The organism is Leclercia sp. UBA7405 (assembly GCF_037152215.1).
GTDB classification, from domain to species: domain Bacteria; phylum Pseudomonadota; class Gammaproteobacteria; order Enterobacterales; family Enterobacteriaceae; genus Enterobacter; species Enterobacter pneumoniae.
On record NZ_JBBCMR010000001.1, the window covers coordinates 1,590,973 to 1,605,714 of the forward strand.

13 protein-coding genes are annotated in these 14,742 nt (G+C 54.3%); 6 read left to right on the plus strand and 7 right to left on the minus strand.

What is annotated here, in order from left to right:
• The first annotated feature begins 45 nt into the window (after positions 1 to 45).
• The gene (locus WFN75_RS07815; RefSeq protein WP_212475813.1) at positions 46 to 1,002 is read left to right on the plus strand and encodes a sensor domain-containing diguanylate cyclase; all 957 of its coding nucleotides are present in this window, start codon (positions 46 to 48) and stop codon (positions 1,000 to 1,002) included.
• Positions 1,003 to 1,079: 77 nt separating this feature from the next.
• On the opposite strand, the gene WFN75_RS07820 is transcribed toward WFN75_RS07815, so the two are convergent.
• From WFN75_RS07820 to opgC, 7 genes are all read right to left on the minus strand, one after another.
• On the minus strand, positions 1,080 to 3,035 hold the full coding sequence (locus WFN75_RS07820) for a putative bifunctional diguanylate cyclase/phosphodiesterase (RefSeq protein ID WP_046885273.1): 1,956 nt from the start codon (positions 3,033 to 3,035) through the stop codon (positions 1,080 to 1,082).
• Between the two features lie 16 nt (positions 3,036 to 3,051).
• Positions 3,052 to 3,546, minus strand: a complete 495-nt coding sequence (locus WFN75_RS07825) for a molybdopterin-dependent oxidoreductase (RefSeq protein WP_046885272.1) — start codon at positions 3,544 to 3,546, stop codon at positions 3,052 to 3,054.
• Between the two features lie 287 nt (positions 3,547 to 3,833).
• Positions 3,834 to 4,271 carry an ATP-binding protein gene (locus tag WFN75_RS07830; RefSeq protein WP_442913274.1) on the minus strand — a complete coding sequence of 146 codons (438 nt, stop codon included), beginning with the start codon at positions 4,269 to 4,271 and terminating at the stop codon, positions 3,834 to 3,836.
• A gap of 7 nt (positions 4,272 to 4,278) precedes the next feature.
• On the minus strand, positions 4,279 to 4,617 hold the full coding sequence (locus tag WFN75_RS07835; RefSeq protein ID WP_046885271.1) for an STAS domain-containing protein: 339 nt from the start codon (positions 4,615 to 4,617) through the stop codon (positions 4,279 to 4,281).
• Positions 4,614 to 5,822, minus strand: coding sequence for a PP2C family protein-serine/threonine phosphatase (locus tag WFN75_RS07840; protein WP_336995974.1), 1,209 nt, complete (start codon positions 5,820 to 5,822; stop codon positions 4,614 to 4,616). The genes WFN75_RS07835 and WFN75_RS07840 overlap by 4 nt, the downstream gene beginning before the upstream one ends.
• Positions 5,823 to 5,831: 9 nt before the next feature.
• Positions 5,832 to 6,731, minus strand: a complete 900-nt coding sequence (locus WFN75_RS07845) for a hypothetical protein (RefSeq protein ID WP_336995975.1) — start codon at positions 6,729 to 6,731, stop codon at positions 5,832 to 5,834.
• Between the two features lie 10 nt (positions 6,732 to 6,741).
• Positions 6,742 to 7,959, minus strand: coding sequence for an OpgC domain-containing protein (opgC, locus tag WFN75_RS07850; RefSeq protein ID WP_212475809.1), 1,218 nt, complete (start codon positions 7,957 to 7,959; stop codon positions 6,742 to 6,744).
• Positions 7,960 to 8,243: 284 nt separating this feature from the next.
• On the opposite strand from opgC, the gene WFN75_RS07855 reads away from it, so the two are divergent.
• Genes WFN75_RS07855 through WFN75_RS07875 form a run of 5 tightly spaced genes read left to right on the plus strand, consistent with a single transcriptional unit; the run spans position 8,244 to position 14,740 of the window.
• Complete coding sequence (locus WFN75_RS07855) at positions 8,244 to 10,058, plus strand: glycosyltransferase family 2 protein (RefSeq protein ID WP_336995976.1); 1,815 nt, start codon at positions 8,244 to 8,246, stop codon at positions 10,056 to 10,058.
• Positions 10,055 to 11,386 (plus strand): DUF3131 domain-containing protein, encoded by a 1,332-nt coding sequence (locus tag WFN75_RS07860; RefSeq protein ID WP_046885266.1) that lies wholly within the window; start codon positions 10,055 to 10,057, stop codon positions 11,384 to 11,386. The genes WFN75_RS07855 and WFN75_RS07860 overlap by 4 nt, the downstream gene beginning before the upstream one ends.
• A complete protein-coding gene (locus tag WFN75_RS07865) occupies positions 11,383 to 12,930 on the plus strand; it encodes a DUF3131 domain-containing protein (protein WP_442913275.1) in 1,548 nt (515 codons plus the stop codon). Before WFN75_RS07860 ends, WFN75_RS07865 begins: the two co-directional genes overlap by 4 nt.
• Positions 12,915 to 14,309 (plus strand): DUF3131 domain-containing protein, encoded by a 1,395-nt coding sequence (locus WFN75_RS07870; RefSeq protein WP_336995977.1) that lies wholly within the window; start codon positions 12,915 to 12,917, stop codon positions 14,307 to 14,309. Before WFN75_RS07865 ends, WFN75_RS07870 begins: the two co-directional genes overlap by 16 nt.
• Entirely contained in the window at positions 14,306 to 14,740 is a 435-nt protein-coding gene (locus WFN75_RS07875) for a hypothetical protein (protein WP_040075438.1), read from the plus strand. Before WFN75_RS07870 ends, WFN75_RS07875 begins: the two co-directional genes overlap by 4 nt.
• Positions 14,741 to 14,742 lie beyond the last annotated feature (2 nt).

The window sequence follows — 14,742 nt, forward strand, 5'->3', positions numbered from 1 at the left end:
CGGCTATGTACCGCCTGCGAAATTCACAGAAGTTATTGAGGTCGTATGAAATTCCCCGGCGTACCGGAAAATGAAGAAGAAAGATTAAAATCGCTTTATCTCGCAGACCTGCTTGATACCCGAGACGATGAACGTTTCGACCGTCTGACCCGTCTCGCCCGGAAAATCTTTCAGGTGCCGGTGGTGCTTATCAGTCTGCTGGATCGCGAGAGACAATGGTTGCTTGCCTGCGAGGGACTCGGCATCCGGGAGACGCCACGTAATATCTCATTCTGCGGCCATGCCATTTTGCAGGATGGGGCATTCATCGTAAACGATGCCACCACGGACGATCGTTTTCATGATAATCCTCTGGTCACCGGTGAACCTTACATCCGGTTTTATGCCGGCTATCCGGTGCATCTGCCCTCCGGTGACGTCGCTGGCACGCTTTGCCTCATCCATACCCACCCTCGCCCCTTTAACGATGATGATATTGCTTCCCTGAAGGACCTGGCATTCATTGTTGAAGATGAGTTTCAGGTCATTGGTATGGCAATGACCGACAGCCTGACGGGCATAACCAATCGCCGGGGTTTTTACCGTACTGGAGAAAAACGCTTCCGTAATCTCAATGAGCGTAATGCGGCGTTCAGTCTTATCTTCTTTGATCTGGATAAATTTAAACCTATCAACGATCTCTGGGGGCATGCTGAAGGCGATGAGGTGCTGAAAGTCTTTTCAAAGTTGCTGCTACAGTTCCTGAAACCCGGTGACATTGCAGGTCGGTTGGGTGGCGATGAATTTGCCGTGCTCATTACCCACCGCAGCGATACGGATGCCTTTCTGCATGCCCTGCGTCAGGGGGTGGAGGAATACAACGAACATTCCGGTAAACCGTACAATATCAACTTCTCATCGGGCGTTCTGCACAATGACCCGAATAAGTACGCATCGCTGGATGAAATGGTTAAAAAAAGTGACGAAGTTATGTACTCCGTGAAGCGCAGGAGACAGCTTTAAACGCCCTGCCCTTTACTCATAAAGGCCTACGCACCAGGCCCGGGGCTTAGACATGCGAAAGGTGGGCCCCCTGCCCCTCAGGACTGCACGCTTAACAGCCGCGATTTGCCAATCCGGATAGCGTCATCAATACAGGGTTGAGGTTTACCAAACAGATACCCTTGCGCGAAGTCGCAACCCAGCGCCTGCAGGCTTTCCAGCTGCTCCTGCGTTTCAACACCCTCTGCCACCGCTTTCATATCCAGTGATTTGGCCATGCCGGTGATCAGTTTGATGATATTCAGCGCATCCTCCTGGGCGGAGAGGGAGTGCACGAAGGATTTATCAATTTTGATTTTATCGAAAGCCAGCCGGCTCAGTCGTGAAAGAGAGGAGTAACCCGTACCAAAATCATCGATGGAGATTTTCACCCCCAGCGCTCTGAGCTTGTTAAGGGTATTCATCGGCGTATTGTTCTCTGTAAAGAGAGACGACTCCGTCACTTCCAGTTCAAGGCGCTCGGCCGTAAGCCCTGTCTCTTTCAGAATGGCAAGCACAACCGAGGCAAAGCTTTTACTGCCAAGCTGGACCGGTGAAACATTGACTGAAATTTTAGCCGGAACCGCCCACGAAGCGGCTTCCCGGCAGGCCATTTCCAGCACGGATTTGCCCATCTCATTAATCATTCCCGTTTTTTCGGCCAGCGGAATAAAGGTATCCGGCGACAGCAACCCTTTCTGCGGATGTATCCAGCGAATAAGGGCTTCGTAGCTGTAGATTTCACGGGTGAACGAGTCAACAATAGGCTGATAATAGACCACGAACTCTTTATTGGTTAATGCCAGCGCCATATCATGCTCGAGGGTGCGGCTTTCTTGCAGCTTATCTAGCATGCGTTGGCGGAAGACTTTAATCTTACCTGAGCCCTCATTTTTAGCTTCATACAGGGCCAGATCGGCAAATTTGTACAGATAATCGGAGCGGCGTTCCGTTTCGGAAATAACAATACCGACGCAGGAGGTAATATTGATAATCGTGTTATAGATTGTGTAGGGCTGATTAATAGACTCACTTATTTTTTGCGCACGCGATATCGCACGGCTTTCCGTCAGGCCACTCGAGAGCAAGGCAAACTCGTCTCCACCCAGGCGATAAAGGGTATCTGTCGTGAGGCTCATCGACATCAAACGGTGCGCGATCTGGCGTAATAACATATCGCCCGCATCGTGGCCGTAAGTATCATTGACCTCTTTGAAGCGGTCTAAATCAAATAACATCACCGCCACGGGAACATTATTTTTCTGCGCCAGAGTGATGGCTTCGTTTAAATTTTCCCAAAAACATAAACGGTTATTCATTCCCGTCAGTGAATCATGATAAGCGTCATATTCCAGCTTCGCATTCTGGATTTGCAATTTTTCTTTTGATTTTTGCAGCTCTTCCGCCAGGGCCTGCACCTGAAGATGCGCCTTGTGAATATTCCTGTTCTGAATGAATATCAGCCCCCCCAGGATCGCACTTAAAATAATCAGCAGGACGGATGTCGCGGAATAAATATAATACAGCGTTTGAATTTTGCTGTTCGTGCCATTAATGGAGTTAACATCCTTATCGATGGCACCGGAAGAGAGACGGCTCAGCGGCGCATCAAGCGCATGCATCCCTTTCAGGTAGGTTTCGAGCTCTGAACGCGTCATTTTCTCAAGATGCGCATCCAGATAATTGAGACTCTCTTCAAGTTGAAAGGCGAGCGCCTGATGCGCTTTATTGCTTTTTATATAGTGTGCTAAATCGCCCTCTTTCAGGAGATTACTCTGGCTGAGCATAATATCGAGACGCATGCGCACTTCGTCGATCGGCATAGCTTCATCAAGCGCGTAAAGGCCGAGCCACGATTCAAATCGGTAGTATTCTGAAACCAGCTGGGCAGCAGACCATGAATCGGTGTAGTGAGTCAGTTTCTGTAACTCTTGTTGCCTTTCATGCACAAGATAAGAGATATACCCGGTAGATATAAAAAGAAAAAAAATGATGCCAGCCAGTATTCTGTTCATGCTGCTCCTTGAACCACTACTCAATGCTCATTCTGCTGACCTGCCATGCCGATCGTGAATAGAAAATCTGATTATTCAGTTCAGGCATGCTGTCATAGGGATACACCACAAAGAGCGGGCCTTTATCACGGATACGCATGTACTCCCCGTTAACTTTCATCGCCAGGATAACATTGTATTTTTTGAAATCACTGAGGGGGATTTCGGTGGTGTAATCATTAAGCGCCGTCACCTTAACAAGCGAACCTTTTGCCCCGACATAATCCATCAGCTTTTGCAGTGAGATGCCCGTAAAGGTTGTACGCCCGTTATACCAGGGTGAGGTGGTCTGGAAAGTGACCATGCCCAGCTTCTCAAGGCTGGCGACATCGAAAACAGCTTTCCCGTCTTCGTTGGTGTTCTCAATATTACCGGACAGTGTTAAAAGCACTTTTCCTGTCGGTTTGGGAAGTTCACCCGCCCAGACCTGGCTTGAGACCATTAAACTTAACAACATCGCGATCAACCGCATCCTAACCTCACCTCACAGACAGACGTAGTAGAATTATAATTTAGTTAACATGTTATTAATATATCCTGCATGACTATTCTTAAGGCAACTGATTCATAAATATTATAATTTATCAAAATCAGAAGGTTGCCCTTTCTTTTATTTTGTGAACTTGATATGGCAACACCGTTGCCAATAATTAAGCCCTGCTAAAACTTATTGTCACTGTACAAATAAAATCCGCCTGTTAACTCAGCGAAACATCGCACCATGACAGTGAGTATTGTCTCTACCGCTTTAGCGTCACTTTATTTTCGAACGACCAGCTCTGGCGCGTAAAATTTTTGCAGCGTTGTGAAGTTCCCTACCTGGACGCGTTCCACATGAAAGGTATCCACGCTTAACAAAATAAGCTTCAGCCCCCTTCCGCTCTCGGCGAACAGATCGCTCTCCTGGAATGACTCGTTGCGCGCGTCGGCGAGACGCCCGGCCGGAAAAGGATCCCCCGCGTCAGTAAAGTGCAACGTCACGCTTGAGGCTGTGGTGATAAAATCCACATCAAAACGGCTGTTCTCATCTTCATGCAGCGCATAACGAATGATATTGGTCGCGGTCTCACAGACCGCGAGGTCAAGCGCAAAGCGCCATTCATCATTTACCGGCAACGGCGCCATGAGCTGCGCAAGCCACTCCGCCAGTGGCGAGATTGACGTTAATGAGGCCGGAAGCGAAAGGGAACTCTTCACAAGCCACTCACTGATTAAGCTGAGCAAGCGCCGCGGCGCGATCCGGGCAGATACGAAAAATGCGATCCATCCGGGTTAGAGTGAACATATTGCGGATACCCGGGTTCAGTGCGCACAAGGTCATTTCACCTTTGCCGTTCATCATTTTCAGAAGAGAAACCAGCGTTCCCAGACCGCTGCTATCGATAAAATCGATTTTGCTAAAATCCACAATCAAGGCTTTTTGGTCGTCGCCAATCTCGCGGGTAATGGCTTCTTTAAAGGCCGCCGCAACCGAGGCATCCAGCCGGCGTACCGACGGCGTCAAAATATTGACGTTGGGCTGCCGCTCCGTATCGATATTCATATCTTTTCTCCTGTCTGTTCAATCACTAAAAGTGAAACATCATCGGCCATTGTCCTCTGCTCCTCGCAATCCCCGCTGCGCCAGTGGATAAGGTGCTGAGCGAACTGCGGCAGCAGACTATCCAGCGCGAGCGTGGCCCCTTCCTGTAGCCAGCGTTGCAGGCGCGCCTCACCATACTGCTCGCCATCAGGGTTTTCACACTCGGTAATGCCATCGCTGAACAGGCAGAGCCGCTCTCCCGGCGCGAGAGTGAAGTTCACGTCGCTCCAGCTCAGGTCGGGCATCAACCCCACCGGCGCGCCCCCATGGCCGACCGTTCTCACCTCCCCGGCAGGGTTAACGATGAAGGGGGTAGGATGCCCGGCCTGACAAAGCTTGCCCTCTCCGGTTGCCAGATCGATAACGCCATAAATCATGGTGAAGTAGCTCACGATCTCCACCTCATCACTGCAAAAGCGGCTGTTCAGGATCCGCACCACCTCAGAGGGCGATGCCACCTCGTTATCACCGGTAAAGAGGAAACGCTCCACCGCCCTGCCGTGCAAAAACTGGCGGGCAACGGCGAGAGACATCATCGCCGCGCCGACCCCATGACCGGACACGTCCACGCAGTAAAATCCCAGATGATTATCCAGCGGGAACACGTTAAAGATATCGCCGGAAACCCAGGCCGAAGGCAGGAAAATCCAGTCAGAAAAATAATCGCGATAGCGCAGCCGGTGCGCCGGAAGAACCGACTGCTGAATGCGCGCCGCCACCTCAAGGTCTTGCTCAATCTGACGCAGGGCCTCGCTCAGGCGCGCGTTACGCGCGGCAAGCGTGGCTTCAAGAGAGAGCACCCTGGCCCCCGCGTGCAGTCGCGCCCGCAGTTCCCCTTGTTCCACCGGCTTGCTGAGAAAATCATCCGCCCCGGCATCAAACCCGAGCGTCAGATCCCCCGGATCTTCACGGGCAGTCAGCAATATGACGTAAACATAGTGGCCAAACTGGCGGCTGCGAATCTCCCGGCATAATGTCAGGCCGTCCATCTCGGGCATCTCCCAGTCGCTAATGACCAGGCTTACCGGCTGGTTTTGCAGGATCTCCAGCGCAGCCACGCCGTTTTCCGCCTCGCTGACGACATATCCCCACTGCGTCAGCATTCGACTGAGCAAACGCCGATAGACCGGCGAATCTTCAACAATCAGAACGTGCTGAACTCCCATTGCGTCACCTCAAAGCGGTAAGAACCAGATCAGGCTGACCGTGCCTTCACGAAACTTGCCATTGCCGCTCTGGTGGCCCGGGTAACGGGTGCCGGAGTAGTTGGCGTACTGAATAGAGAACGAGCCCGGCGTATAGCCCGCGTAGCCAAAACTATAGCTATAGTCGCCGTTCCAGGGTTGCTGCTGACTCCTGTCCGGGAACCAGAATGCCGTCGCGCGCACGAAGAAATGTTGTTTGAAGGTGTAACCGCACCCGCCCAACATCACTTTTTTATTTTTACGGATGTCGTTGCTCTCCAGATCGTAATAACGCGGTACCCAGCTGTACCCCGCCTGGCAAATAATGGAGTCCCCTTTGTTGATCAACAGGGCGTTTTCTACCGGCTTCGGTAGCGAAAATTTATAGGCCAGCGTTACGGCACCCTGTTCAAAATAGGTGTGCCGGTGATTGCCGGAGGTCCAGAAACGGTTATCGCCATAGTTGCTGTAAACCAGGCTGAAGGTATTGGCATGCCAGTCGTCATAGCCAAAGCTATAGCGAAAATCAGCGGTATAGCGGCTGGTATCCGTCACGGGCAGACGTGACGTTACGTTGGCAAACCAGTAGCTGTAGGGGGAGTATTGCAGGCTAAGGTTCAGCGTCTGGTTATATTTCCTTTTCTGCTCTGCGCTATCCGAGCTGTTTGGGATAGACATCCACTGCTCTTTTAGCCCGGAACTAAAGCTTAGTGCGCCGGAAAAGACATCCTCATTCCCTGAGAAAAGCCGTCCCCAGCGGCTGGTGAATACCCCCGCCTGCACCGGCTCGCCATCTTTATCACGCAACGTTTGTCCCTCTTCCTTCTGCGCTGCTTCAGTGCTCACACTGGCACACAGTAGCGCGCAGGCCAGCCAATATTTTTCCCGCATCTGCCCTTCCTTAGTTAGGTATCCAGCGCGCAGCGACGTTGTATTTCGCCATGAGCCACAGCACGGTCAACGCTGCTGCATGAACGAAGGTGTTGACGAGCCAGTCCTGACGCCAGAGATCAAAGGTCACAAACTGGCTTACCGCGAGCACAACATAGACATGCAAAATAAAGGTATACAGCGAACGTTGCCCCAGCGGGATGAGGAACCAGCCGGCCAGCCGGTTAAGGGGCACCCAGCACCAGGTTAACAGCAGATAGACCGTCACCATCAGGCTGATATCGTTAAGGACCCGCACCGGCCCAAGGCCATTTTTTGCCGCCCAGGTATGGTAAAACGCATTGAAATCCGCCGGCGGGATGGTGTGCATCAGGAGGGCGGGCGGCATAAAGGGGTTAGTATGGTTCTGGGCCACATACCCCAGTACCAGCGCGATCGCCACCAGCGCCACCACCACCGCTTTACCGGGTGGGGTGCGGGCAAACGAGAGGAGCTCCGCTTTGTACCAGCCGCTGCACATCCCCAGTACAAAAATAAACTGCCACGCCAGTAGCGGAAAAGCGAACTCAAACTCAGACGGCGTAACGCGCACTGGCCAGCGCTGCCAGCAGCAGTAGACCAGCAGCGATAGACCCAGCAGCCAATAGACTTTTCCGCGTTGCAGCATCCCTAAAAATAGCGGGCTTAAAAGCAGCAGAAAAATATAGAGACCGAGGATCTGCGTCTGATGAGGGCCAATTTGCAGGTAGAGAACAATGTTAAACCAGGTCTCTTTAATTTGCGGCGTGACGGGATAGAGTGACCAGGTTGTGCCAGAAAAGCGATCGGTAAAATGCGTTACCTCAAACACGTTAATAAAAGGCAAATACCCTAATAAAAGAAAGGAGAGAATGATAATAATATTTACCCGGTATATTTTCCACGCCCGGAGAAAAAGCCCCCAGGAAATAGTAAGCAGAACCGTTTTTTCCAGTCTGGTACGATTCAGCATACCTAGCATAAATCCGGAAAGAATAACAAACCCCTCGGCACCGGTAGTCAGACCAAAACGCTCCCAGGTAAATATATTAAATATTGACATCACTTCGGTATGTGCAACCACCATCATGACCAGCGCAATACCGCGCATAAAATCAATGCGCAAGTCGCGATTACCCGCCAGTGAGTACCGCCAGGATATTGATTTAACGCTTTTTTCTTGGGTTATCGCTGGCGCAATCTGGCTCATAGTGAGTCCTGTTATCTATCCTGAAAAAGCCGCGTATCACTTATTTAGATAGCGTATATGCGTTCATCTGGCAATGAATGAAGCGAGGCCAAAAAGGCTTAATAATAAATAACAATCATTTTAGCCGCCCTACACTGTTGCAATTCCCGGTCTGGAATATTTTTCTTCGCCATCTACACTGATTTTATCGATTGTATTTATAAGCGTTAATTTGCGTGGCACTCCACACTGTCGAAAGCAGGTGTTAATTCAATTGTCATCGTGGAATCAGGATATCCTTAACTATGGATTTTTATTTTTCCCGTTTTGAACATCGTCAGCCGCCTGAACCGCTCCAGTCGCCGCGCTGGGTAATAATGACCTGGCAAGTATTAGCGGTTGCCGCGCTTATTCTTGGTGCTAATTATATCTACTGGCGCTGGACAGCCTCGCTGAATACCGATGCGCTCTGGTATGCCATTCCGCTGGTGCTGGCAGAGACTCTGGCCTGGATCGGTACGGTGCTGTTTACCATTAATTTGTGGAAGGAAGAGGACCCTGCGCAAAATCCGCCGCCGGTTGAGATCAACGACTGCCTGAGACCCGAAGACGCAGAAGACGTAAGGCCTATCAAGGTCGACCTTTTCATCGCCACCTATTCCGAAGATGTGGAGCTGGTCAGGCTCTCGATCCGCGATGCCCTGAAAGTCACCTACCCCGGCCCGCTGGATTTTAAGGTGCACGTGCTGGATGACGGACGACGCCCCGAGATGAAGGCCGTCTGCGAACAAGAGGGAGCCAACTACATCACCCGACAGACCAATATCGGCTTCAAGGCCGGTAACCTGCGCAATGGGCTTGAACAGACCGACGGTGATTTCCTGGTAATTTGCGATGCCGATACCCGCGTTTTTCCGACGCTGCTGAGCCATACGCTCGGCTATTTTCGCGATCCGGACGTCGCCTGGGTACAAACCCCGCAGTGGTTCTTCGACCTGCCGGAGGGTGAAAACCTCTCACGCTGGCTGGGGCGCAGGGCGGGTAAAGTGGGCTACGGGCTGGGATGGCTGGCGCAGAAATTCATCGGACCGGTCACCGTTGGCCGGGACCCCTTCTTCAACGATCCGCGCATGTTCTATGACGTAATTTTACGCCGCCGCAACTGGGCTAACGCCGCATTCTGCTGCGGCGCAGCCTCTATCCACCGGCGCGAAGCGGTGATGCAGGCGGCGTTACGAAGCTATGTCTGGGCTGTCGAAGAGGAGATCGACCGCCATACCCGCGATATACGCGATCCCGCGATGCGCGAAACCCTGCAGGACGCCATGCGCCCGCACGTTGCGTTCGATACCGAGCTTACCCCCTATAAGTTTCACGTTTCCGAGGATATCTATACCTCGATCCTGCTGCATGGCGACAGCGCGCGTCGCTGGCGCTCGGTGATGCACCCGCGTATTGAATCGAAAATGCTCTCTCCGCAGGACATGCTGACGTGGATGATTCAGCGCTTCAAATATGCCGCGGGTTCGCTGGATATTCTTTTCCACGATAATATTTTCAGCCGCCGCCGCTTTAAGCTCTCGTTGCCGCAGACGCTGATGTACGCTACCACCTTCTGGTCTTACATGGCCTGCGTGTGGAATACCGTATTTCTGATCTCCCCCATTATTTATCTTTTTACCGGTATTCCGCCCGTCTCCGCCTGGTCTGAGCCCTTTTATCTCCATTTCCTCCCCTTTTTCATTGTCTCCGAGCTGGCATTTATGTTTGGCACCTGGGGCATATCGGCGTGGGACGGCAGGGCCTCTTATCTCTCGTTTTTCTCCATGAATCTGCGCGCGTTAAACACGGTATTGCGCGGGGAGCAGATTAAGTTTCACGTCACGCCAAAAGAGCGACAGACCGGCCGCTTTCTCTATCTGGTGAAGCCGCAAATCGCCATTGTCGTGCTTACCCTGGCAGGGCTCATCTGGGGAGGCATTCAGGTGGCGCGAGGGGAAGTAGACGACCCTTCCGGCTACGTCATTAACATCTTCTGGGGCGCGGTCAATATTGCTGCCATGCTGCCGCTGATCCTGGCCGCCATGTGGACGCCGGCTGAAGAGGAGGCGCAGCCATGAGAAAACGCGATGCGCTGCTGTCCGCCCGCAGTTACCTCACGATTTTGATCGGCTTTCTGCTGGGGTTCGCCATTGTTGTCTGGGTAGAAAAACAGATGCCAACGCGTGTCGAAAGCAGTGCGGGAATGAGCCTAAGTAATGATTTCCCTCCGCTTCCCGCCCCGCGTGAATTGACCTTTGACGAGGCTATCTGGGCGCGCGTGGCATGGCAGTATTATGTGAATAATACGCAGCCGAACGGCCTGGCCAACGCACACGATGGCGAACCCTGGTTCAGCCTGTGGAGCACCGGCAGTTACCTCTTTGCCATGATCGCGGCAAAGCAGCTCAATATTCTGAGCGACGACGAGTTTGATGAACGCGTCACCGCCGCGTTGTTTACCCTGGGCCAGCTGCCGCTTAATCCGCAGGGGTTGCCCGCTGCCTATTATCATGCAGACACGCTTCACATGCTGGGTAAGCCGGATCCCTCCGCGATAGGCATGGGCCGCCTGCTCAACGCCCTGCAAACATTGCTGTGGCGTTATCCTCAGCACGCCGCCGCCGTGCGCGATCTCTTTAACCAGTGGAAGGTGGCGGCCCTGATTACCAACAACACCGCGACACAGGCCGCCGCGCCGCTTCATCACTGGGCGCTGGCGGTGGATGAGCCCAGAAACAGCTTCGGTTACCGCTTGTATGCCAGCCATACGCTGCGGCTCATCGACAGCGCAGCGGGACTGGCGGTCACTAACCCGCCGGAGGGGCAGCAGATGATCGACATCGACGGCATCATGGTGCCCGACGAAGGGCTGCGCACCCCCTGGGGTCGTCAGCCCTCTCTGATCAGCCTTCCCTATCTGTTAACAGGCCTCGAACTGGGTTTTGACGTCCAGAGCGCGGAGATTACCTGGCGCATTATGCAGATCCAGCAGCGCCGCCACGGCTTGCGGGTCAGCAAGCCCCCTATCAGCACCGACTATGCCGAGCCCGCCCCGGACTATGTGAACGATCTGCCTGACCGCCAGCCGCTGCAAAACAGCGCCCTGCGCGATGCCACCCCCGAGCAGACGGCTATCACCTCTACCCGTACCGCCTTTGCCTGGTATGCACTGTTCCGCAATGGCTGGAGCGAAGCCTTGCGCCAGCAAGTGCAGAAATTGCAGGTACCCGGCAAGGGCTGGCAGCGCGGACTTAATCTCAACAGCAGCGTAAACGACATCGTAGACGGCGACACTAACGCCATCGTGCTCGAAAGCCTGGCCTATATCGTTCACGGTCAGATGCTATGTCTGGCCTGCCTCGGCCCCGCCAATCCACCTACTTCGTCAGCAGGAGCTAAGCCATGAAGCTGAAATCGTTACTCTATTTTCCTCTTCTGGCCGGGCTTATGGCGTGCTGGCTCACCCTCTCTGCGGCGCAGGCCGCCACCGGGCTACCGGCCTCCGAGTACGAACCGCGTAGCGGGGAGCTGAATGCGCGAGAGATGGCGATTGCCAAAAACGCCTGGCAATATTTTGTCGCCAATTACCAGCCCACCACCGGGCTGGTGAATGCCGTAAATAAATACCCCTCCACCACCATGTGGGACAGCGCCTCTTATATGGCTGCCATGACGGCAGCCCGTGAGCTGGGGATCATTGATAAAGCCGAGTTCGATCGTCGGATGCTGAAATTACTCGCCACCCTCAACAAGCTGGATTTATTCCGCAACGAGTTACCTAACAAGGCCTACAACACCATCACCGGGCAGAAGGTTAACTACCAGAACAAGCCTGGAGAAATTGGCTTCTCGGCGCTGGATATCGGCAGGATGTTGATCTGGCTGAAGGTGATTAAAGAGCGCTATCCGGAATACGGCAACAGCATCGATAACGTGTTACTGGGATGGAATTTCACCAACGTCATCAACCCCTGCGGTATGCTTTACGGCGCTTACCTGGAAAATGGCCAGCCAAAGTATGTCCAGGAGGGGCGCCTCGGCTACGAGGAGTATGGCGCGGCGGGGTTCTCGCTGTGGGGCTTTGGCACCTGTCAATCCAGCCAGCCTCAGCCCTATGAGCTGGCAGAGATCTACTGTGTGATGGTGCCTTACGATTCGCGCGATCCCCGTATGACCAGCCAGCACAACTATGTGGTCACCGAGTCTTACGTCCTCTACGGCCTGGAGTTTGGCTTTGATAAGCCCGAGGATCGGGATAACACCCCGCGCGACTACTCGCACCCCTGGATGAAAAACTTCGCTGACCGGGTCTACCAGGCCCAGGAGAACCGCTACGCGATTACCGGGGTGTTAACCGCTCGCTCCGAGCATCAGCTCGATAAGTCCCCCTACTTCGTTTATGACACCGTCTTCAGCGACGGCTTTAACTGGAACACCATCACCGATAAAGGCCAGTACGTACCCAATACCGCGGCCATTTCGCTGAAGGCGGCGCTGGGTATGTGGGTCTTATGGGATTCGCCTTATACCGACCGCCTGCTGGACGCCATCGAAAACGCTAACGAAGCGGACAAAGGCTATTACGAAGGGCTGTACGAAAACGGCGATGGCCCCATTAAAGAGTTCACCGCCAATAACAACGGCATCATGCTGGAGTCGCTGCTGTTTAAAAAAGAGGGCAAATTGCTGCAGTTCAATACTGACAACCCGAAAAACCGCGATTTCGCCCCTTCGCTCTGGGACAAAAAGCTGGTGGATCTGTTTGAGCCGAATAACACCGCGCGCAATCGCCCCTTCCTGAACAGTACGCCGGCCGTCAAAACCTGGTGTGAACAGACCGGCACTACGCAGCGGACAAAACCCGCCTGCCAGGCTTGCCAGTGCGCCTCTTGCAACGCGGACGCGCCCGTTAAATTACCCCCGGTGACCGCGCAATGCTTAAAACCCTAGCCCGCACGCTGGCGGTCTCTGCTGTGGTATTGGTCGTCCTGCTGGCGCTGTTCAGCCGGGAGGGCGCCGGGTGGCGCTGGTTAACCAAAGGGGGCTGGCACACCACCGCGCGTATCGATGCCCTCACGCCCCAGGAGCGGGAGTGGGCGCGTATTGCGTGGCGCTATTTTGAAAATAATACCCAGCCGCAAACCGGGTTAGTCAACGGTAGCGACAAACAGCCGCGCGCAACCTTGTGGCAGATGGGCGATACGCTTATCGCCCTGCTGGCCGCCCGGGATCTGGGGCTGGTTAACGAGCCTGAGTTTGATGCCCGGCTGACCCGCCTACTGGGCACGCTCAATCGCCTGGCGCTAACCGACACCCGTACGCCAGGCAGACTTTATTCCACGCAGACGGCGTCCCCCATTGATTTCAGCGGTAAGCCAGCGAAGAGCGGCTGGTCGGCAAAGGATATGGCGCGGCTCATGCTGGCCCTGCGGCTCAGCGCTGAGCGCGCTCCTCAGTATCGCGAGTATCTGGATAAGATCATTCTGCGCTGGAACTTTTGCCCGGTCATCGACGACGAGGGAGAGTTGCGCTCTGCTTCAATGCAGAACGGGCAGCCGATGATTCGCGACGAACTCCGTCTCGGTGAGAGCGAATATGCCGCCAGCGCGTTTCGCCTGTGGGGGTTTGCTCCCGACAAGGCGCTAAACCCGCCGTCGCAGCATGTCATTCTCTTTCAGCGTCGGCTCGCCGTTGATGCCCGCGACCCGCGCACCACCTGGCAACCCTCGCTGCTGACCACCCTTCCCGCCATGCTACCGGGGCTGGAGTTCGGCTGGCAGTTGCCCGGCGTCTCCTCCGATCTGCAAAAAACGCTGCGTACCCGCGCCGAAGGGATATGGCTCAGCCAGAAAACGCGCTGGGAGCAAGATAAAGTCCTTACCGCGCGCGCCGACTTTTATCTCACTCAGGCTCCCTGGCACGTTGAGGATACCGTCTGGGGGAATGGCTATGCCTGGAACACGCTGGGAGACGATGGAAAATATTATCCCCGGCTGGCACAGGTGTCGACCAAAGCGGTTTTTGTGCTCTGGGCGCTGTGGGATAACGACTACACCGACAGCCTGATGGCAGTGACTCGCCATCTCAATCGCCCGCAGCAGGGGTGGTTCGAAGGTCGCGTCGAGGCAACCGGGGACATTAACCCCACCCTCACCCTCTCAACCAACGCCATGGTGCTGGAAGCCCTGCTGTACAAACACAACGCCGGGCCGCTGTTTGAAAACGGTCTGGTGGATAACGCGGGCTATTTCTCTCGCCGCACGTCAGATACTTTCAACCCGCCCGGCCTCTGTCTTCCGGGTGAACGGGCCGCGAGGGCCACGCCATGAAATTCTACCGCGACCTCTTTGAGGCAAGCCTAAACCGCGTCATCGCCGGGCACGACAGAAAACGCTTTTTCGAGGCCTTCTGGGACACCTTCATTCATATGTCTCCTGAAACGGAGCGGCACTTCGCCCGTCGCCCGGAACAGGAGGGGCAGCAGATGATCTACAAAAGCTTCTTCGCCATGCTCGCGGTCGACGGCGTGCTGTTTGTACCCGATTTTCTCGAACGGCTTGCCCGGGAGCAGAGCGATGAAGGGCTGCGCCTGCCTCCGCGCTTTTTTGCCCTGTGGCGAGAAGCGATGCTCAGCACCGTACGCACCCGCGACCCGCTCTGCGATGAGGAGATCCTCACGGCCTGGGCGATGGCGATAGCGCCCGGTCTGGAATATCTGCGCCGCCAGGCGGAGCTTCACTATCAGGCGGGAGACGACTAACT